Source organism: Novosphingobium sp., assembly GCF_027531025.1.
GTDB lineage: Bacteria > Pseudomonadota > Alphaproteobacteria > Sphingomonadales > Sphingomonadaceae > Novosphingobium.
The window spans coordinates 1-20069 of sequence record NZ_JAPZQX010000004.1 but is presented as its reverse complement, the minus strand read 5'-3'; the positions used below and the strand labels follow the sequence as shown (position 1 = coordinate 20069).

Below are 20069 nucleotides of genomic sequence, written 5' to 3'. Positions count from 1 at the left end.
TTGAACGCCGCCAACCGGCGCGATTTGCGTGCTGCCCCGGCGTGGCTGTCGATGGGTAAAATCACTAGGAGGTAAATACCGAAAGCGTGTGCTACCCCAAGGCACTGGGGGTATGTCGTTTTGGTCGAGGAAACTGACACGAAGTCGGCTGGTTTGTCGGTGTCGCAGCGGGACGCCGGGTCTGGGGCGGCGATCGTGCGCGACCTTCAGACGCCGGAAAACCTTGGTCAGGTGCTCGACGCGATCCCGCTGGCACTGGTGACCATTGACCGGAACGGGGCCATCCGCGCCTTCGGCAAGCGGGCCGAGGACATGTTCGGCTATCGCGCGGAAGAGGTGATCGGGTGCAATGTCAGCCTGCTGACCGCGCCGCATATCGCCGCCGAACACGATCACTACCTGGCCGAATATGCACGCACCGGAGTACGCCACGTGATCGGCGCGACCCGGATCGAAATGGCGCAGCACAAGTCCGGGCACCAGTTCCCGGTCGAACTGCGGGTCTCCGAGATCAGGTTGGACGGCGAGGTGGCCTATCAGGGGTTCCTCCGCCCGATCAACGGTGACGAGCTGCAACGGGGCGAGGCCAAGGCGATGCTGGCCGATCTGGCCCAGGCCTCGCGCGTTTCGGCCATGGGCGCGCTGGCCACAGCGATCGCGCACGAGCTGAACCAGCCGCTGACCAATATCGCCAATTACACCCAGGGCCTGTCGAACCTGGTCAGCCAGCAGGATGAATTCGCGGGCCGCGAGGAGGTGATGCGGGTTTTGGAAACCTGCAGCGACCAGGCGGTCCGGGCGGGCCAGCTGCTGCATCGCCTGCGCGATTTCGTGCGCGGCGGCCAGCCCCAAACGGGGCCCAATGCGGTTGCCGGGCTAGTGCGCGATGCCACGGCCCTGGCGCTGATCAATGGCTACAAGCGCACGATCCACGTGACCTACGACCTGCCGGTCGACCTGCCGACGGTGGAAGTGGACCACCTGCAGGGCCAGCAGGTGCTGTTCAACCTGGTGCGCAATGCGCTGGAGGCGATCGATGCCGAACACGGCGGCCATCACGAACTGGTGATCGCAGCCCGGCAAGTGAACGATTTCATCGAGCTTTCGGTCGAGGATGACGGGCCGGGCATCGCCCCGGCGATTGCCGATTCCCTGTTCGAAAGCTTTGTCACCACCAAGGGTGGCGGAATGGGCGTGGGCCTGGCGATCTGCAAGCAGATCGTCGAGGCCTATGGCGGGTCGATCCATGCGGGCAAGTCGGCCCGACTGGGCGGCGCGGCCTTCCGCTTCACCCTGCCGATTTCGAGCGAGTCTGAAACTGCGGGGGGCTGAAACCATGTCGAAGCGGGTTTGCCATATCGTTGACGATGACCGGGCCGTGGCGGAATCCACGGCGTTCCTGCTGCGCACCGAAGGGATCGAGACCACGGTTCATGGCAGCGGCGAAGCCTTCATGCGCGGCCTGGCCGAGCTGGAGCCGGGCTGCATCCTGCTTGATATCCGGATGCCGGGAATGAACGGGCTGGAACTGCAGCGGCAATTGCGCGAGCAGGGCTGCGTCATGCCGGTCGTGATCATCACTGGCCACGGCGATGTCGATTCGGCAGTGCGGGCAATGAAGGACGGCGCGATCGACTTCCTGCAGAAGCCATTCTCGCGCGAGGAACTGCTGGCCGCGGTGCGCGGGGCCGAGCGGCAGGCCGCGCCCCGGCCGGCCGCGCCGAGCGCCGAAGTGGCCGAAGCCTGCAGCCGGATCGGACAACTCACCCCCCGCGAGCAGCAGGTGCTGCAGGGGCTGATCAAGGGCCATGCCAACAAGGTGATCGCCTATGACCTCGACCTCAGCCCGCGTACGGTCGAACTCTATCGCGCCAATGCGATGCGCAAGCTGGGCGTGCGCAGCCTGTCGGAAATGCTCCACCTCGCCTTCCTGGCCGGGCTGGGACAGGAAACCGGCGCGGGAGTCAGGATGACAGCATGACCCGCGGCTCTGGCGCCGGAAGCAAGGCATCGCGAGCCTGGATCCGGAACAGCGCCATCGTCCCGCCCAGCGGGCGCATGCCGACCAGATCACCCAGCAGGAAGCGGGGTGCCAGGATCCTGACATCAGCCAGGTGCAGGCAGGCCGGATAGGGCCAGCTGCAGGTCCACTGGTTGTCGCGCAGCTCGATCCGACCGAGGTCGCATTGCTGGTTCGGCCGGGACCGCTCGACCGTCGCGAGATCGCGGTCGGCCCGATAGGTTGGCAGCGAAATCCGGCCATCGGCGATCAGCGGCAGGCAGAAGGTATAACTGACCCGGCTCGCCACCGGCCGTCCCCGGGGCAGCAGCATCGGCTCGATCCGGATTTTCCACCAGTCCACTGCGCCAGTACCCATCCTGCGATGTGGCCCCGCCGATCCAGCCAGCGGCGTGGCCACCTATTCCAGCCTGCGCGCGCTCCCCGCGTCGCGCCTCACAAAAGCAGCGCCACCACCGCCCCGGCGGCGATGGCCACGCCATAGGGCACAGTGCGCGGTTGCCGCGCGCCTGCCGCGCTGCCCGGCCCGGCCGGAGCCGCCCGCCAGACGAACAGCCACAGCCCCACTGTCAGGACCAGCCCCGCCAGCGCGACCAGCAGCAGCAGGCGAAAGCCCTCGGCCAGCGGGAACCAGACTGCCAGCGCGGCATAGAACTTGGCATCGCCGCCGCCGATCACCCCGCCGGCGAACAGGGCCATCCCCACCAGCAGCGCCAGCCCGGCATGGCCCAGGTGCGGCAGCAGCGCGGCCAGGCCCTGGCCCAGACCGGTCACCACCAGCCCGGCAACCAAGGCGACCGCGCAGAGCCGGTTGGGCAGCAGGCGGTAATGCCAGTCGAGCCAGGCGCCGACTCCGGCAATGCCGGCCAGCAGGCCGATGGTGAGCAGATCGGGCAGGGCCACGGGTCAGCTCCGCCGTCAGTCGAACTCGCCGACGTCGCGGACGGCGCGGTTGATGACCGGCCGCCAGCCCAGCGTGGCCAGCGCCATCCGGGGCGGGGCCGCGACGAGCGCGGGCCGCGGCGCCAGGACGGTCAGCCGCGCCGGAGCCCCGGCCTTGACCGGGCCGGCCTTGACCGGACCGGCGGCAGCCAGCTCGGGCTGGCCCGGCGTGACGCGCACCACCTTGACCGGTGGCGGGGCCGCAACCGCGATCCGCGGCGCGGCGGCAGTTGCCGGACGCTGTGCCGCGACCGGCGCACCGCTCACCGTGATCGTCTTGTTGCCACCCGCTGCCGCGACAAGCAGCCCGGCCTTGAGCGTCTGCCCGACCGGAGCGGGAGGCGGCGCGGGTGGCGCGGCGGCGGCCAGCTGCACCTCTTGCGCCCGGGTGAACCGCGCGAGGTTGGCGGCAAAGCGCCGGTCTTCGGGCGCCATGGCGACGGCCTGGCGGAAGTAGCGCTCGGCCAGGTCAGCACGGCCGATCCCGGCATAGGCCACGCCCAGGCCATTGGTCGCCTCGGCGGCACTGGCCGGATCGAGCCGGGCCAGCCGCAGTGCGGCGATCGCCGCGCCATAATTGCCGGCGGCCAGGGCCTGCTTGCCGCTCACCAGGTCGGGATTGGCGGGAACGGCCAGCAGCGCCGGATCGACGCGGTGGCCTTCGCGCAGCGCGATCCGCCCCATTGGCGAGGTACAGCCCGCCAGCGCGACGGTACCGGCAAGAACAAGGGCCAGGGAACCAAGGGACTTGGGCATTTCAACCTCCCATCATCATCGGGAACACACTCTTCACCAGCCGCACCACGGCCGGCAGCATCAGCACACCGATCATCACCGGCAGCATGCAGACCACCAGCGGGATCGAGATCAGCACCGGCAGGCGGTGCGCCCGCTCCTCGGCCCGCAGCTTGCGCCGCTCGCGCATTTCCGAGGCATAGACCCGCAGCGTCGTGGCAATGCTGGTACCCAGCTTGTCCGACTGGATGATCAGCGTGGTGAACGACCGGATCTCGTCGACCGAGGCCACCTCGGCCATCTTGCGGAAGGCATCCTCGCGCGATGCCCCGGCCCGAAGGTGCAGGGTCGCGACCGAGAGCATCTCGGCGATCAGCGGGTGCGACAGCACCATCTCGCGCCCGACCCGATCGATCGCCGCCTCGATGCTGAGGCCGGATTCGATGCAGATGATCAGCAGGTCGAGGCAATCGGGGAAGCCGCGCAGCAGCTCGTCGCGGCGGCGATCGGCCCGGGCCTGGACGTAGAGGTTGGGCAGGTAGAGCCCCAGCAGCGCCAGCCCGGCCCCGATCAGATAGGTCTTGAGGAAAGTCGGCGGTTCATCGCCGGAAAAGGCCAGCGCAAGATAGCCCAGCGGCAACACGAAGACACCGATCAGTCGCGCGAGCGTGAAGATCCGCGGCGCGGCGGGCGAGGTATAGCCGGCCGCCCGCAGCCGCGCGGTCAGCCGTTCGTTGCGGCTATCGGACAGGTCGAGCCCCGCCCCTTCGAGCGCGGCGGCAAGTTTGGTCCAGGCCCCTTCGCTGGCCTGGGCCCGCAGGCTGGCCGGGCGCAGCACGGCGCCCGGTTCCTCGGCGATCTGGCCCAGCTGGCGGCGCAGCGCCGTGCGGTGTTCCAGCCAGATGGCCAGGGCGTAGACCGTTCCGACCGCGACAATGAAGATCGTGAACAGCACCCCGAAGCGGGCAAGCGAACTGGTGGCGACAAGATCAAGCATGACTAGACTTTCAGGTCGACCATGCGGCGGATCGCGTAGACGCCGATGAAGTAGAGGAGGATGAGGCCGGTAAAGCCCCAGATGAAGATCGGATCACGCGCGACATCCATGTAGAAGCCGGGGTTCACCGTCACCATGCCGAGCAGCGACACGATCGGCAGGATCGTCAGCATCCACCCGGTCAGCCGCCCTTCGGAGCTGAGCGCGCGGACCTTCATGTACATGGCGGCTCGGGCGCGGATCACCTCGGCCAGGTTTTCCAGGATCTCGGCCAGGTTGCCGCCGGTTTCCGCCTGGAGCGAGAGCGAGACGACGAACATCCGCATGTCCGGGTTGTCCCAGCGCTCGGCCATGGCCTGGAGCGCGTCCTTGAGATCCGCCCCATAGGACGCCTCGTCTGCCACCACGCCGAATTCGGTGCCCATCGGGTCTTCCATCTCGTGCGTCAGCAGGTCGATGGCGGAGGCGACCGGATGGCCCGAACGCAGCGCCCGGACGAAGATGTCGAGTGCCAGGGGGAACTGTTCCTCGACCCGCTTGCGCTGGTGCTGGGCGCGGATCGAGATGACCACCAGCGGCAGCGCCAGGCCCACGCACAGTCCCAGGACCAGCAGTAGCATGATCACGCCCGCGGTCCAGTCGAACCCGGCCGCACCCGCCGCCAGCAGCATGACAATGAATACCGCGAAGCTGATCCCCAGCATGATCATCAGCGCCGATCCCACGCCCAGCGGCACGGCGGCGGCGAAGAACTGGCGCTGCAGGTTGCGGTGCATCCCGGCCAGCAGCGGCGGCAGGTGCGAATGGTCGGTGGGGGCGTTCTTGCGCAGCCGGGCCAGGATCTGCTCGCGATCGCCGCCTTCACGGATCATGCGCAGGCGGGTGTTGATCGCGGCATGTTTCTGCCGCGCCCGCCAGGCCGTGCCCAGCAGCACCTGCGTGAACAGGAAGAAGGCCGCGAAGACCGCAAGCAGGACAACGAAGCGGACGATCTCGTTGGACATGGGCCTATCCCAGCTTGACGTCGGGCCGGAACAGGTCCGGCGACAGGGCGATGCCATAGGCGGCGGTTTCGGCGAGGAACTTGGGCCGGATTCCGGTGGCCTCGAACTGGCCCAGCACCCGTCCGTCCTCGGCCCGGCCTGTGGCGCGGAAGCGGAAGATTTCCTGCATGGTGATCGTTTCACCCTCCATCCCGGTGATTTCCGAGAGGCTGACGATGCGGCGATGGCCATCGACCAGGCGTTCGATCTGGATCACGATGTTCATGGCCGAGGCGATCTGGTTGCGCGCCGCGCGTGGCGAGATGTCCACCCCGCTCATCCCGATCATCTGCTCGACGCGCGAGAGGGCATCGCGCGGGGTATTGGCGTGGACCGTGGTCATCGAGCCATCGTGGCCGGTGTTCATCGCCTGGAGCATGTCGAAGGCCTCGCCGGAGCGCACTTCGCCAACGATGATCCGGTCCGGCCGCATGCGCAGCGCGTTCTTGACCAGGTCGCGCTGGCTGACTTCGCCCCGACCCTCGATGTTGGGCGGACGCGTTTCCAGCCGCACCACGTGTTCCTGCATCAGTTGCAGTTCGGCCGAATCCTCGATCGTGATGATGCGTTCGCGGTGGTTGATGAACGAGGACATGGCGTTGAGCAGGGTGGTCTTGCCCGAGCCGGTCCCGCCCGAGATCAGCACATTGCGCCGCGAGCCAACGATGGCCTTCAGCACTTCGGCCATCTGATCGGGCAGCGAGCCGAGCTCGATCAGGCGATCGACGCTGATCCACTTCTTGGCGAACTTGCGGATCGACAGCATCGGCCCGTCGATCGCCAGCGGGGGGATGATCGCGTTGACGCGCGAACCATCGGCGAGGCGGGCATCGACATAGGGCGAGGATTCATCGATCCGGCGGCCAACCGCGCTGACGATCTTCTGGATGATCCGCAGCAGGTGGCGATCGTCCTGGAAGCGGGTCGAAACCCGTTCAAGCAACCCGCGCCGTTCGACGAACACATTGTCCGGGCCGTTGACCAGGACGTCGGTGATGGTCTCGTCCTGCAGCAGCGGCTCGAGCGGGCCGAGGCCCAGCAGTTCGTCCATCACCTCGTCCACCAGCGCGGCGCGTTCGCGCGCATTGAGTGGCTCGCTCTGCGATTTCAGCAGCTCGCCGACGATCTCGGACACTTCGTGATGGATCTGCTCGCGCGAGAGCTGGTCGAGCGCGGCGAGGTTGATCTTGTCCAGCAGGTCGCGGTGGATGGTCACCTTCAGCCGCAGCTTGTGATCCTCGCTCACGCGGTCCGGTTCGGCCGGGTCCGTGCCGGTGGTCGAACCGGCGGGAGCCGGCTTTGCTGGCGAACCTTCGGGTTGCTTAACTTTCCAGATGCTCATCGCACTCTACCTGCCTTCCAGATTCAGTGTTTCGGCCAGCGCCTGCACGGCCGAGGCAAAGCGGCCGTGGCGATGCAGGTCGGTCAGCAACCGGCCCTCGTTCTGCGCAGCGACCACCTCGCCCTCCTCGTCGGGAACGGCGACGGCGATCGGATGGCCCAGCACCTGGGCCGCTTCCTTGACGCCAATCGGCTTGAACAGGCCGCGCTCGACCCGGTTGCCGATCACGCTGACCCGGTCCGGGCTCAGCCCGACCGAGGCGAGCAGGTCGAGCCGGCGGCGAGCCTGGCGCAGACCGGCCACCGACAGTTCGGTCACCAGCACCACCCGGTCGGCCGCCAGGGCCAGCGACAGCGACCAGTTCGACCAGTCGGTCGGCACATCGGCCAGCACCACGTCGAACATCGAACGGACCAGGCCGACCATTTCGAGCAGCCGGTCCTGGTCGACATCGTCGAGCGAAGTGATCGTTTCGGGCGCGGCAATCACCGAGAAGCCGTGCTGGCTGTCGGTCAGGGCGCTGCGGACCAGTTCGGCATCGAGCCGGTCGCCCGCATCGAGCAGCGGCGTGATCGTGACCCGCGGCTGCTGGCCGACATAGTAAACCACTTCGCCGGCCTGAAGATCGAGATCGATCACGCAGACCTTGGGGTGATGGTCGCGCGTGGCGGCCAGGCTGGCCGCGAGGTGCGTCAGGATCGTGGTCGCGCCGCAGCCACCGGTGCTGCCCGCCACCACGATCAGCTGCCCAGACCGGCCCGACCGACCCTCGAACTGGCCATCGCTGAGATCGCGCAGCTGCGCGGCCAGTTCGTCGCAATCGATCGGCAGAGTGGCGATATCGGTCACGCCCTGGCGCAGGAGGCCGCGCGACAGGGCCACAGAGGCCGCCGCCAGCGCCGCGATCACGGGCAGTTCGGGATGCTGGCGGTGGATCAGCGCGATCCGGTCCAGCGAGGCCGGCTGGTCCACCGCCGCTTCGATCACCAGCACCCCTGCTCCAGTCAGCCACTCATCCGGAACCGGATCGGCCGCGCCGATGGCGTGGCACGACAGCGCCCCCAGCGAGGCCCGGTCCGGCGCAGCTTGCAATGCAGCAATCGCCTGGGGGTTGGCCACGACCACGACCGGCCCGCCGCGACCGAAGTGCGGCTGGGGCGGGCCTGCGTCTGGCTGGGCATGGGGCTTGATGGAGGCCATGGATCCTTCTCAATAGGCTTTCGCGCCGTCGCCATCCTCGAGCGTGAGGGTGGAACGGACGGGTGGCAGGGTGATTGAACCGCCGAACAGCGTCATGGTGCGCAGGCCGATGCCCCCGACCTCGACCGTGACCAGCGGGGCAATGTCGCTCAGCGGATCGCCATTGTCGTCGAGCCCCGGATCGCCGGCGTAACCGATGCCCGATCCGCTGTAGGTGATCGTCACGTTGTCGGCCCGCAGCAGCGGCGTGATCGCGCGCATCCGGTCAACGATCCGGGCAAAGGCGGCGCCATCGGCAGTGCCCAGGTCCGGGCAGGGCGTGCGCTCGCAGGTGCAGCTGGCGCTGCCGCCCGAACCGGTGCAACGGATCGCCCCCAGCGCCTCGCGGCAGATCCGGTCGCCGGGCTTGAGCGTGCCGCCGGGACAGCTCAGGCCGACTGTTTCGTAACTGTTGAGGCCGGTCGGCACGAGCGCGGTCGACACCGCATAGCGCGCACCCATCTGCGCGGCCTTTTCAAGCTGGTTGAGCGTCCAGACATAGCGCCCGGCATCAAGCACCCCGAACAGCAGCAGCAGGGCCAGCGGCAGCACCAGCGCGAACTCGGCCGCGCTGGCCCCGCTGCTGGCCCGGCCAAAGGCGCGCAGCCGGGTCATAGCCCGATCACCGGCGCGCTGGCCCGCGCGTTCATGTGGAAGCCCGGATCGAACAGTCCGAGACGACCGAACAGCGAGGGATAGGGCACGCCCCGGGCGGCCACGACCGCCACCGGCCCGGCCTCGCCCAGCTCTGTATAGATCCCGGTATCGACGAACCCGCCGCAGGTGATCGAGACATAGACCTCGTTATCGCTCCAGCCGGGGATCAGCGGATGGCGCGCAGTATCGTCGAGCTGGCCGGTGCGGGTCAGCAGCTTGATCTCGGCAATCCGTTCGGGGGAGATCACCAGCGCGCCGTCGCGGCAGACCTGGGTCACTTCCAGCCGCCCGGCAAAGCGCGCGCCATCGCGCACCGCCTCGGTCAGCTTGTGCTGGGTCCAGATGAAGTGGCCGCCCTCGAACCCGGTGAACAGCAGGACGAGCATCAGCGGCAGCATCAGCGCCAGTTCGGCGGCGGCTGCGCCAGCCCGATCGGTCAGGGCGCGCAGCCCGGTCACCGGATCAGCACCGCGCGGTCGCGGCCATAGTACTGGAAGCCGCTGAGGTTGTCGGGGCGCAGCGCCGGACCGATCACCTCGGCGCGGATCGTGCCAGGTTCGGCCGGCTCGGACGGATCGATCAGGAACACATCCATCCAGCCCAGCAGCTCGACTTCCTTGCGCCCGCTGATCCCCTCGCAGCGGGCCGCGCCAACGGTCAGCACGCGGCGGTCCTTCTGGGTATCCGACGGCATCCACGGCTGGGAGAACTGCGGCTGCGGGTAGCTGCAGTGATAGGTGATCGAGTGGCGATAGTTCGCGCCGCTCTTCTGCGGCCTGTTATCAGGGCTGAAGCCGACCAGCTCGCGGCCGAGCCGCGCCGCCTTGTTGGCAATCTCCCACTGGTAGATCTCGTAGCGGGTGCCCTTGGGGAAGGTGCTGGCGGAAACGCCCGGATGATGCCCGGCAAGGTAGCGGTTGATGTCCCAGGTACCGTCACCGAGGTAGGAACAGGTGCCCGAATAGAAGCAGGAATCCATGGTGAAGGAATCGCTGGCCGTGCGATCGATCACCCCGATGTTCGAAAAGGGCACCCAGGTGCTCTTGCCGGACGGGACGCTTGCCGGGCAGCTCAGCGCGGCGCGCACATCGGCCAAGGTCAGTGTCGGCTTGGGGCTGATGACAGTGGCCGGGAAAGCGATCGCATAGTTCTTGCGGGTATTCTCCGAGGGGCAGAAATCCCCGTTGCCCTGGCATTGCAGCTTGCTGGTCGGCATGTCGAAGCGGGTGTTGAGCGCTTCGGGCTCGGTGTTGCGGAAACCGGGTTCGGTAGTCAGGTTTTCCAGGTTGATGCAGCTCGGCGCGGTATTCTCGCCCAGCTCGTACTGTGTGTCCCTGATCCCCGAGATGTCGAGGAAGCCCCAGTTGCCGGGTGCCAGCGGGGTGACGTCCTTGCTGCTCTTCCAGCGCATCCGCAGGCCCTTGCCGGCATCGGCGGGCAGCGGAAAATCGGACCGGTCGACGCAGACCATGATCGAGGGCACGTTGCAGGCGGCCTTCTTGAGCATGGCCATGGCCTTGGCCGTCACTCCGCCCGAATTGAACGCGCCGATCACCGGGGTCAGTGCGTAGAACACCTTGCGGCCATTGACGCCAACCTCGACCACCCGCGCCCGCGCGCCGTCGCCATCGCTGGTCACCTGCGGGCCGGGCGCATCGTCGGCATAGCTTTCGTAGAAGGTGAAGGTCAGCCCGCTGACCGTGCGGCCGGCCTCGTCGTTGGCGACCTGGGTGATATTGGCGAATTCGCTGCCCGCCGTGGCAAAGGCGGCAGTGGCGGCTGTGCGGGCCCGGATCATGGCATCGTCGTGCCCGTCCAGCTGGGTCGCGGCAGCCAGCGCGGCCTGGTCCGCCGCGTTCTGCAGTTCGCTCTGCATGGCCATCAGCCGACCATAGTCGAAACCGATCCCGGCCAGGGCAATCAGCACCATCAGCACCAGGGCATAGAGCGGGGAGACGTTGCCGCCCCGGTCACTTGCCAAGTGCCTGATGCCGGGTGCCCTGGTGCCGGGTGTCACGTTGTGCCTCCAGCGTTCAGGGCGTGGTGCCGCTGCCGGACGAGGACGAGCCCGAAGTGACCGAGGTGCTGCGCACGCGGTCCGGCTTCTTGACCGTGTCCTTGCGATAGCGCTCCACCGCCTGGCCCGCCTTGGCGGCGCTGGCCGGAGGGGTGGCCTCCTCGTACTGGGGGTCGGGTTCGATCACCTGCGCCAGCATGGTTTGGCGGTTGGCCTCACCAAAGCTGGACGCAGGTGTGCCGGTGCCTGCATCATCATGGACACAGGCCGCCAGCGGGGGGGTCGCCAAGAGCACCAGCGCAAGCAATTTGCCGCGATCAGAATTCATAACCCTTCTCCTTCGCTTGCGGGGCCGGATTGGCGGGCGCGGCACCCGGCTGGGGTGCGAGCGCCTTGGGTCGATAGCCTTCGCCATCAATCACGACGTCTTCGGGCCGGGGATCCTCGATCCGGTCAGTCGGCAGGCGGACCTGCTCGGGCCGGATCGGGGAAACGAGCCGGGGCGTGACGACGATCAGCAGCTCGGTCTCGCCCTTCTGGAACCCGGAAGAGCGGAACAGCGCGCCCAGGATCGGGATCGAGCCCAACAGCGGGACCTGACGGACGGTGGTCTGGAAGTCCTTGCGCAGCAGCCCGGCGATCGCGAAGCTTTCGCCGTCGCGCAGTTCGACCGTGGTGCTGGCCCGCCGGGTCTGCAGGCCAGGCACCACGATCCCGTTGACCGAAACCGAAGCGCTAGGGTCGAGCGAGCTGACTTCGGGTTCGACCAGCAGGCTGATCACCTTGTCGGCAAGGACAGTGGGCGTGAAGCCCAGGCTGACCCCGAACGACTTGTATTCGATCGTCACATCGCCGCTGGCGCGGTTGCTGTTGTCGACCGGGATCGGGAACTCCCCGCCCGCCAGGAACGAGGCCTTCTCGCCCGACAGCGCGACCAGCGTCGGTTCGGCCAGGGTCTTGGACAGGCCCTTGCGCTCCAGCAGGTCGAGCGTCGCGTCGATATCGGTATCGCCGATGCTGAACGACTTGGTGACGGTGGCGAAGTTGTCCGCCGCCACGCCACCGGCGGCAACGCCAGTATTGAAGCTGAAGCTGCCGCCGCGCGACAATCCGGCCAGGCCGAAGCCGACCTTCTCGCCCAGTTGCCGGTCCACTTCGGCAAAACGCACTTCCAGCATCACCTGCTGGCTGCCGCCCATCGAGACCAGGTTGATCACCTTGTCCCCGGCATAGCTCTTGGCCAGCTGGGCCACGCGATCAGCCGCCCCGGCATCGTTGACCAGGCCGGTCAGCACCACCGATCCGTTGGACAGGTGGGCGTCGATCTTCTGGCCGGGCACCAGCGTGGCGATCTGGCCGCGCAGCGATTCAACGTCCGGACCGACCGCGACGTCCATCACCGCGATCACGCGGTTGTTGCGATCGTAAAGCGTCAGGCTGGTGGTGCCGAAGCTCTTGCCCAGGAGATAGACCGAGCGTTCCGAGATCGGCAGGACATCGGCCACATCGGAATTGCCGATCAGGGCCTTGCCGATCGGCCGCTCGGCCGAAACCACCCGGCTCTTGTTGACCGGCACTTCCAGCGCCCCGGCGTGAAGCGATTCCTCGCTGGTCTGGGCCAGCACGGGGGTACTGACGACTGCGCCGGTCAGCAGGGCAAGGGCGCAGATGCTGCTATTGAACTTGCTCATCTCACTTACCCTTCGTCTGGCCGACCGGGTAGCTGGTCGGCTGGGTGCCGCGGACAATGGTCATGGTCGGGCCGGTCCAGCCCGGCGCCACGGCGGCAGCGGCGCTGCCACTGGCGGCAGGGCCGAAGCCAGGCAGCGCAGGGGCGACCAGCGAACCGGATGAAGCAGCCGGGGTCGCGCTGGCCAGGCGGCCACCGCCCAGCTCATAGAGCGTGACCGAGCGGGCGACCGGCGCAGCGCCAGCGGCAGTTGCATCGGCGTCGGTCGGTCGGCGCAGTGCAAGGCTGAGCGAACCGGCCTGTTCGGCGAGGACCAGCCGCTGGGCGTCATAAAGCGAGACCGCCAGGGTGGCCGTCTTGGCCAGCTTGGGTTCGCTTTGTTTGTCACTGGTGAGCTGGTCGATCGCGAGCACCTGGACATTTTCCAGGATCACGTCGGAACGGTGCCCTTCGCGGCCCGCCCCATCGCCCGAGATCTTGCGGGTCAGGATCACGTCGACCATCGAATTGGGCAGGATGAAGCCGGACACGCCGCTGACGGCATTGATCGGCACCGAAACCGCCCGCATTCCGGCGGGCAGCAGCGCGGCCAGGGTGGCGCGCCCGTCAGTGCCGCTGACCTTGCTGGCCAGCACCGGTTCGCCCGGCACCACCGGCCTGAGCGCCACGCGGCCATCCTTCATGGCATCGGCCAGCGAGCGAAAGGCACCCTGTGGCACCGAAGCCTCGGGCCAGTCCTGCAAACGGACGTTCTGCCCGGTCAGCCGGGTGCCGAACTCAAGCGGCTGGGCGGCAACGACGATGCGGACCAGCTTCTGCTCGCCCACCTTGCCACCCTGCTGCTGCTCGACACCGGAAAACCAGGCATTGGCGAGTAATACCGCGAACAGGCCGATAAGCACGGCGATGCCCAGCATAACCCAGTTGCGATTCTGCACGGCCAACCTCCTGCAATTGTGCGCTTGGCCCGGTCGGCCTCGCCACATCGGGGATGCGGCGAGGCCTGCCGACGCGCGTGGAATGACGGGTTACTTTGTCGTTGGCGCTGGCGGTGCAGTGCAATCGCCTTGGGTGCAGTTTTCAATCTGATCCGCCGCGCGGTTCATCGAATTCTGGATCTGCACGCTGAGCGCCAAGGCCGCAGCGCCAAGGGCCACGCCGACAATGGCGAGGATGAGCGCGTATTCGGCCGCCGATGCGCCCGACTCGTTCTTGAAGAACTGCTTGAGGAACGACTTCATGGCTACTTACCTTTCTCGATCCGCAGCACTTCGGGCACCGCGGCTTAGTTTTGGAGCAAGGTCAGTGGCGATGCCGCCAGCCAACCGTGGTCAAGATTGGAACCGGGGACCGGGAGCGACAATTTCGCAATTCTACGTGCGTGGAACCGGGCGAATCGGTGGCCCTATGGTTTCGGGCGGGCGGGCAGCGGGCTGACCGGCTGGCCGTTGCGGCGCACTTCGTAATGCAGGTGCGGGCCGGTGGAGCGGCCGGTCGAGCCAACCGCGCCCAGCACATCGCCCCGCCGCACGCGCTGGCCGGGGCGCACGCCCAGCCCCGAAAGGTGGGCATAGCGGGTCTGCACCCCGCCGCCGTGATCCACTGTCACCAGCAGGCCATAGCCCGCCGCCCAGCCCGCCTGGACCACCACGCCATCGTTCGCGGCAATGATCTGCGTGCCGGCGGCGCGGGCAATGTCGATCCCGGCATGGAACCGCACCTGCCCCAGGATCGGATGCATTCTATAGCCGAATCCGCTAGTTGTGCCGCGCAGGCGAACAGTACCGCGACTGCCGGTTGCGGGCTCGAGCGCGACCGGGCTGACCGGCCGCCCCTCCCCATCGGCCGCCCGCGCCACCCGCAGCCCATCGCCCGATCGTGCGGCCAGCACGGTCACACCGGGGTTGAGGGCGGCATCCTCAGCGGCAGGGAAGGATTGCGGCAGCCTGGGTTCGATCCGCAGCTGGCCGGGGCCAGCGGCCTCTTGCGCCCGGAGCGGTCCGGCTACGGTCGCCAGCAGCAGTGCGACAGCAAGGGGGCCGGGGCCATGCAGCATAGCCCGGTCGGCTGCGCCAGGACCGGGCATCTGCACAATATCGTAGTTCCCCTATAGGACCAGCGAGAAACCGGGCGGCAGTGCCGTCACCACGAAAAGCCACGGACGACAATGCGCCCGAGCTTCCACCCAGATACTGCTGCTTGGAAAACTGGAGCGGGCGAAGGGATTCGAACCCTCGACCCCAACCTTGGCAAAAGTCGAAGCGATGTATTTCTGGTTTATTACAATGCTTTATATTGACGTTTAAAATCCGAACATGATCCGAAGATGGTGCCCCTTCGTTCAGAAAACCTCTGATTTCTGGGCAATATATGCGTAATGCGGGCTACTGCGAAGGTTGGGGCTGATAACAGCCTAGAAAGCAAATTACGTTGCTGCAGCTAGCAGCCCTCCTCAACCCATTATCCACCAAATGAATATCGCAATTCTCACTTCCCACTTACCCGCATCGTTCTAAACTCCAGCCTTATGCCTTGCGAGCCAGACCTACCACCTGCTGCGGTCGACCATGTCAGTTCCATGCTGACCTTGGCGAAACGAAAGCATGAGGAGGCAATGGCTATGGTTGGCACACCAGATGCCAATGCCCTTCCAAGGCTGCGGCAAGTGTTGCAGCTTCTCGAAGAGGTGGAGGTTCTGGCCCAAGACGCTGCTTCATACGTGAACAGCGATGCCATGGCCGTTGCCCTGAAGGAACTCCATCAGCAACAGGCATCTATCACATTGGCTATCGAACGAATGGAAAACCTGCCGAAGCCTTCGCCATGGGCATCATCTTGGCCCTGGATGGTGCTGGTGATGGTGGCTGTGACGGTTTTGGGAACGGTTGGATGAAGATTAGCATTGGGTGGATGCGCTCACGCGCATGTGCTCTCAGATCAGCTCGTTAAATCCCATGATGATGCCTACTGCATTGACACCTAAAGCCACGCAGCAGCATCTTGGCCTCGCAATGTCGCACCCGCACTACGTATATGAACTCCGCCGCACCAGCTCTGGCTCTGGCCCCTCTAGATATATCGGTGTCCGAACCGCTCAAAACTGCCGCCCTGAAGACGATGTCTATTGGAGCTCCAGCAAAAGTGTTCTGGAAGCTATAAAACTAGGTGCAAAATTTGAAAAAACTATAATTCGCACCTTTCAAGACAGGAAAGATGCTGAATTTTATGAAGCCGACCTTCATTGGCAGCTGATGGTAGGTAAAAACCCACATTTTTATAATGAGTTTTCACAGCTTATCGACGGTCGAGTAGATGAGCTCTATCCTAGAACTAGATATATTTCGCCACTAGGAGAGTATAGATGGTTCATTAGCGGGTCAGAGCCAATCAACTGGCAGGAATGTCCCGCGCAATGGGCTCAATTTGAAGATATGAGTCACAAGGATCAATTCAGCAGTAGCTGGCGATACACCTTTAAAGGCCTAGAGTTACCAGAATGGCGTTTCCACAAGGACTATCCTGACGATTTAGCATTTGCAGTGGATCATCCTCGATTAGGCTATGCGCCTTATGTTCAAATAGACGAAAATTCGAAAGTTACTGACTTCAGGTTCTTTCCCATCGGGCACCCTCCAAGTGGCTGGATTAAGGGGTTTGCGCGATCATTCTGGTTTGCCTCGCAAAGGCTTAGCTCGAGTCAATTCCTGCCTTCGAACTGGAAAAGGTATCGTTGGGGCAGTGGTTTGCAGCTCGGAATCAACGATGACAGGCAAAATGCTTTTTTCCCTGAGGGCCAGCAGCCAGATGGATGGATAGACGCCACTTCATTCGAAGAAGCATTGCAGCGCCGTGAGGACGATCATGTCACTCAGACTCGCCTCATGTCAGAATTTGCCAATAAGATAATTCTAGAAATCAATAGTCATAGCGATGTAGATAGCCCCGAACTCCATCAGGCAATAGTTTCGATTTTCAATGGAAATGAAAAACCGAAAAATTTTAGTAATTTTGAATTTATTTTAGAATTATCAAAATCTGGTATGCCAAATAAGAATATATGGATCATAAAAAATCTATTTGGCATTTGAAATGCAACACATGCGTCAAAAGTGAGATATTGGCCTATCCATTTTCCATTGCTCGAAAAGTTGGGGCTGATTGAATAGGCAGTGAAATTGCTCTTAGTTCAGCTTTTCCAGCGCAAACTGACGCAACTCTTGGTGCATCTGGTAGAAGCCACCATACCTGAGAAAGCTAACGGACATAGGCGTGCCGAGCATGGACTTCTCAATGGTGATGCCTTGCCATTGGAACGGCAGTTTATGCAGGTCTTCTGACCTCACGCTGAAGTGAAAATCATGGACAAGCGTATTCCTGATTGCATTGAAAAAGAGGAAATTCTCCCAATTTTTCAACTTTATGAATTGCGATGTTTCCTTGGCGTATACCTTAACCCGCTCAAAAGATTCATATCCGAAATAGCGGAAGTGCGCCTTGCAAAACTCCTCCATAACCAACTGCTTGTCGGCAGGGCTTCGTAGCAGCGCCCCCACCTGATCAAAGTTCACAGTAAGGCCATCAAATTCTGCAACACCGCCTTTTAGCAATTGCGGTGCATCCGAACGGTGCAACATTCCAGCCGCCGCTAAACCCAGAATCCAGTTGTTTTTGACGTTCTCCAGCTGTGAGAGCAGGTCGATCTTATTCATGGCTGTAAAGCGTCCTTAGTGAGCTGTGATTGGGCTGCTATGCCTCACTTATACAGCTGATTTCGTTCGAGGTATTAGCCGCAAACACCTTTATGGACTTGCGGCCACCAAAACGGCATACCCGATGGTAGCGTCGGGTATGACGATTCAGGGGGATGAATGTTCGAGCTTACCTTCAAAAACATCGATGATCTGCTGCGTACCACGGACTGCCAGACTGAGCTGGATTACGTCGAGCAGACATCGTGGATCATCTTCCTCAAGTACCTCGATGACCTAGACACCGACCGCCATACCGCTGCGAAACTGACAGGTGGGTACTACATGCCCATTCTGGACGAGAAGCATCGCTGGAAGGCGTGGGCCGTTCCCAAGAAGGCCAATGGCGAGATCGACCATATCAATGCCCTGACTGGCGATGACCTGATCGATTTCGTCAACCGTGACCTGTTCCCCTATCTGGCCCGCTTCCGCCAGACTGCGGACAGCCCCGACACCATCGAATACAAGATCGGCCAGATTTTCAGCGAACTGCGGAATAAGATCGGCAGTGGTTATACGCTGAGGGAAATCCTCGAGCGGGTGGACCAGCTTCATTTCCGTTCGCAGGCGGAAAAGCATGAAATGTCCCATCTCTATGAGGACAAGATCAAGAATATGGGCAATGCGGGCCGCAACGGTGGGGAATACTACACCCCCCGTCCGCTGATCCGTGCCATCGTTCAGGTCGTGAACCCCAAGATCGGGGATCGCATCTACGACCCTGCTGTTGGATCGGCAGGCTTCCTTTGCGAAGCCTTCGAATATTTGAAGGAGTCGAAGGCGCTCACCACACAGGACGTCGAGACGCTGCAAAAGCGCACGTTTTTTGGCAAAGAGAAGAAGCCGCTTGCCTACATCATCGGCACGATGAACATGATCCTGCACGGGATCGAAGCGCCGAACATCATTCACACCAACACATTGGCTGAGAACATCAGCGACATTCAGGAGAAGGACCGCTTCGATGTGATCCTTGCCAACCCACCCTTTGGTGGAAACGAGCGCAAGGAAATCCAGCAGAACTTCCCGATCAAGACGGGCGAGACTGCCTACCTTTTCATGCAGCACTTCATCAAATCGCTGAAAGCTGGCGGACGGGCGGGCATTGTCATCAAAAACACGTTTCTCTCCAATACCGACACTGCCTCGGTCAGCCTACGAAAGCTTTTGCTGGAAAGCTGCGACCTGCACACCATCCTTGATTGCCCAGCGAAGACGTTCATCGGCGCAGGCGTGAAAACCGTCGTGCTGTTTTTCGAGAAAGGCAAGCCAACCGAGAAGGTCTGGTACTACCAGCTCGACCCAGGTCGTAGTCTTGGCAAGACCAATCCGCTGAACGCCGCTGATCTAGCCGAGTTCATCGAGTTTCAGGGCAACTTTGCCGATTCCCCGAAGTCGTGGTCGGTCAACGTCTCGGAAGTGGATCAGAGAACCTATGACCTGTCGGTGAAGAACCCCAATGGCGGCGAGGAAGTGGCTCTGCGGACACCGCAGGAAATCCTCGATGAGATTGCCACACTTGATGACGAAAGTGCCGACATCCTTGAGCAGATTCGGGGGCTTCTGTGAAAGCCGTTCCCTTTGGTGCAATTGCCAAAGTCTTTAACGGGAACAGCATTAGCGTTGCCGAAAAAGACAAGCATTACCGCGGGGTATCGGGCACACCCTATATCGGAACAGCCGAGGTGGGTTTCGATACCGCCATAGATTATCATTCGGGCGTTGCGATCCCCGATGAAATGGTCGGGTCATTTAGAATTGCGAAGGCGGGGACGCCTCTCGTGTGCGCCGAAGGCGGAAGTGCTGGACGCAAAATCGGAATCACCGATCGCTCCGTTTGCTTTGGCAACAAACTCTTTGCCATTGAAGTCGGGACGGACTGGGATGGAAGGTTTATTTTCTATTTTTGTCAGAGCGAAGCGTTCCAGCAGCAATTTCGGGCATTGATGACTGGAATGATTGGCGGCGTCTCGATAAAAAAATTCAAAGAAATTCAGATCCCTGTTTTCCCGCTTCCCGAACAGCAGCGGATTGTCCGCATTCTCGATCAGGCATTCGAGGCCATTGCAACGGTAATGGCTAATACGGAACGGAATTTGTTGAATGCCAAGGAACTATTTGATCTCCATTTACAGAACTTTCTGCAAAAATGCTCAACGAATGGCGGTGTTAAGCCGCTTTTGGACCTATGCGACAAGGACAGGGGAATTACCTACGGCGTCATCAAACTAGGCGATCATATCGAAAGCGGCATCCATTGCTTGCGGACTAGCAATGTCAGGAAACTGCATATCGAGCTCGATGGTATTAAACGCATATCACCTGATATTTCTGATGACTATTCTAGAACTGTTTTGAAAGGCGGAGAACTTCTAGTTAATGTTAGGGGAACTTTGGGCGGGGTGGCGGTAGTCCCTGATTATGCCAAGGGGTGGAACGTCTCTCGAGAAGTAGCAGTTGCCCCCATAGATCGGCAGGCAGTCGACCCTACTTACGTTATACTGAAACCTGTGGAATCTGACTCACGGAGGGTTTTGCTCTGGCGTTGGGCGTGATTCACCATGGCAAACTGTTGGAGGTTTGCGATGGCGGCGCCGATCAGGGTGCGCAGTGATTTGAGTTCGGATCAGGTTCGA

General features: G+C 63.1%; 22 protein-coding genes. 6 read left to right on the top strand and 16 right to left on the bottom strand.

What is annotated here, in order from left to right:
- Window positions 1–195 precede the first annotated feature (195 nt).
- Complete coding sequence (locus tag O9281_RS06660) at window positions 196–1332, top strand: ATP-binding protein (RefSeq protein WP_298183976.1); 1137 nt, start codon at window positions 196–198, stop codon at window positions 1330–1332.
- A gap of 4 nt (window positions 1333–1336) precedes the next feature.
- Window positions 1337–1981: a response regulator gene (locus tag O9281_RS06655; protein ID WP_298183974.1), complete on the top strand. Its 645-nt coding sequence runs from the start codon at window positions 1337–1339 to the stop codon at window positions 1979–1981.
- On the opposite strand, the gene O9281_RS06650 is transcribed toward O9281_RS06655, so the two are convergent.
- The 15 genes from O9281_RS06650 to O9281_RS06580 all read right to left on the bottom strand — a co-directional run bounded on the left by O9281_RS06650 (window position 1965) and on the right by O9281_RS06580 (window position 14738).
- Window positions 1965–2378: a hypothetical protein gene (locus O9281_RS06650; protein WP_298183972.1), complete on the bottom strand. Its 414-nt coding sequence runs from the start codon at window positions 2376–2378 to the stop codon at window positions 1965–1967. The genes O9281_RS06655 and O9281_RS06650 overlap by 17 nt on opposite strands.
- A 77-nt stretch (window positions 2379–2455) precedes the next feature.
- The gene (locus O9281_RS06645) at window positions 2456–2923 is read right to left on the bottom strand and encodes a prepilin peptidase (RefSeq protein ID WP_298183970.1); all 468 of its coding nucleotides are present in this window, start codon (window positions 2921–2923) and stop codon (window positions 2456–2458) included.
- Between the two features lie 15 nt (window positions 2924–2938).
- Complete coding sequence (locus O9281_RS06640) at window positions 2939–3718, bottom strand: hypothetical protein (protein WP_298183968.1); 780 nt, start codon at window positions 3716–3718, stop codon at window positions 2939–2941.
- Window position 3719: 1 nt separating this feature from the next.
- Entirely contained in the window at window positions 3720–4694 is a 975-nt protein-coding gene (locus O9281_RS06635; protein WP_298183966.1) for a type II secretion system F family protein, read from the bottom strand.
- A gap of 2 nt (window positions 4695–4696) precedes the next feature.
- Complete coding sequence (locus O9281_RS06630) at window positions 4697–5698, bottom strand: type II secretion system F family protein (protein ID WP_298183964.1); 1002 nt, start codon at window positions 5696–5698, stop codon at window positions 4697–4699.
- Between the two features lie 4 nt (window positions 5699–5702).
- The gene (locus tag O9281_RS06625; protein ID WP_298183962.1) at window positions 5703–7079 is read right to left on the bottom strand and encodes a CpaF family protein; all 1377 of its coding nucleotides are present in this window, start codon (window positions 7077–7079) and stop codon (window positions 5703–5705) included.
- Between the two features lie 6 nt (window positions 7080–7085).
- Window positions 7086–8279, bottom strand: a complete 1194-nt coding sequence (locus O9281_RS06620; protein WP_298183961.1) for an AAA family ATPase — start codon at window positions 8277–8279, stop codon at window positions 7086–7088.
- 9 nt (window positions 8280–8288) lie between these two features.
- Window positions 8289–8933 (bottom strand): TadE/TadG family type IV pilus assembly protein, encoded by a 645-nt coding sequence (locus O9281_RS06615; RefSeq protein WP_298183960.1) that lies wholly within the window; start codon window positions 8931–8933, stop codon window positions 8289–8291.
- Entirely contained in the window at window positions 8930–9433 is a 504-nt protein-coding gene (locus O9281_RS06610) for a TadE/TadG family type IV pilus assembly protein (protein WP_298183958.1), read from the bottom strand. Before O9281_RS06610 ends, O9281_RS06615 begins: the two co-directional genes overlap by 4 nt.
- A complete protein-coding gene (locus tag O9281_RS06605; RefSeq protein ID WP_298183956.1) occupies window positions 9430–10956 on the bottom strand; it encodes a pilus assembly protein TadG-related protein in 1527 nt (508 codons plus the stop codon). Before O9281_RS06605 ends, O9281_RS06610 begins: the two co-directional genes overlap by 4 nt.
- A 52-nt stretch (window positions 10957–11008) precedes the next feature.
- Window positions 11009–11320 (bottom strand): hypothetical protein, encoded by a 312-nt coding sequence (locus tag O9281_RS06600; RefSeq protein ID WP_298183954.1) that lies wholly within the window; start codon window positions 11318–11320, stop codon window positions 11009–11011.
- Window positions 11310–12683, bottom strand: coding sequence for a type II and III secretion system protein family protein (locus O9281_RS06595; protein WP_298183952.1), 1374 nt, complete (start codon window positions 12681–12683; stop codon window positions 11310–11312). The genes O9281_RS06600 and O9281_RS06595 overlap by 11 nt, the downstream gene beginning before the upstream one ends.
- Window position 12684: 1 nt before the next feature.
- Entirely contained in the window at window positions 12685–13620 is a 936-nt protein-coding gene (gene cpaB / locus O9281_RS06590) for a Flp pilus assembly protein CpaB (protein WP_298183951.1), read from the bottom strand.
- Between the two features lie 90 nt (window positions 13621–13710).
- Window positions 13711–13923 carry a Flp family type IVb pilin gene (locus O9281_RS06585; protein ID WP_298183949.1) on the bottom strand — a complete coding sequence of 71 codons (213 nt, stop codon included), beginning with the start codon at window positions 13921–13923 and terminating at the stop codon, window positions 13711–13713.
- Window positions 13924–14087: 164 nt separating this feature from the next.
- Window positions 14088–14738: a M23 family metallopeptidase gene (locus O9281_RS06580; protein ID WP_298183948.1), complete on the bottom strand. Its 651-nt coding sequence runs from the start codon at window positions 14736–14738 to the stop codon at window positions 14088–14090.
- Between the two features lie 522 nt (window positions 14739–15260).
- On the opposite strand from O9281_RS06580, the gene O9281_RS06575 reads away from it, so the two are divergent.
- Entirely contained in the window at window positions 15261–15575 is a 315-nt protein-coding gene (locus O9281_RS06575; protein WP_298183947.1) for a hypothetical protein, read from the top strand.
- Between the two features lie 61 nt (window positions 15576–15636).
- The gene (locus tag O9281_RS06570; RefSeq protein ID WP_298183946.1) at window positions 15637–16770 is read left to right on the top strand and encodes a hypothetical protein; all 1134 of its coding nucleotides are present in this window, start codon (window positions 15637–15639) and stop codon (window positions 16768–16770) included.
- 93 nt (window positions 16771–16863) lie between these two features.
- Here the strand turns inward: O9281_RS06570 and O9281_RS06565 are convergent, their stop codons facing one another.
- Window positions 16864–17391 carry a hypothetical protein gene (locus tag O9281_RS06565; protein WP_298183945.1) on the bottom strand — a complete coding sequence of 176 codons (528 nt, stop codon included), beginning with the start codon at window positions 17389–17391 and terminating at the stop codon, window positions 16864–16866.
- A gap of 159 nt (window positions 17392–17550) precedes the next feature.
- Here O9281_RS06565 and O9281_RS06560 point away from each other — a divergent pair, with 159 nt between their 5' ends.
- Window positions 17551–19002 (top strand): N-6 DNA methylase, encoded by a 1452-nt coding sequence (locus O9281_RS06560; RefSeq protein ID WP_298183944.1) that lies wholly within the window; start codon window positions 17551–17553, stop codon window positions 19000–19002.
- Window positions 18999–19988: a restriction endonuclease subunit S gene (locus O9281_RS06555; RefSeq protein WP_298183943.1), complete on the top strand. Its 990-nt coding sequence runs from the start codon at window positions 18999–19001 to the stop codon at window positions 19986–19988. Before O9281_RS06560 ends, O9281_RS06555 begins: the two co-directional genes overlap by 4 nt.
- Window positions 19989–20069 lie beyond the last annotated feature (81 nt).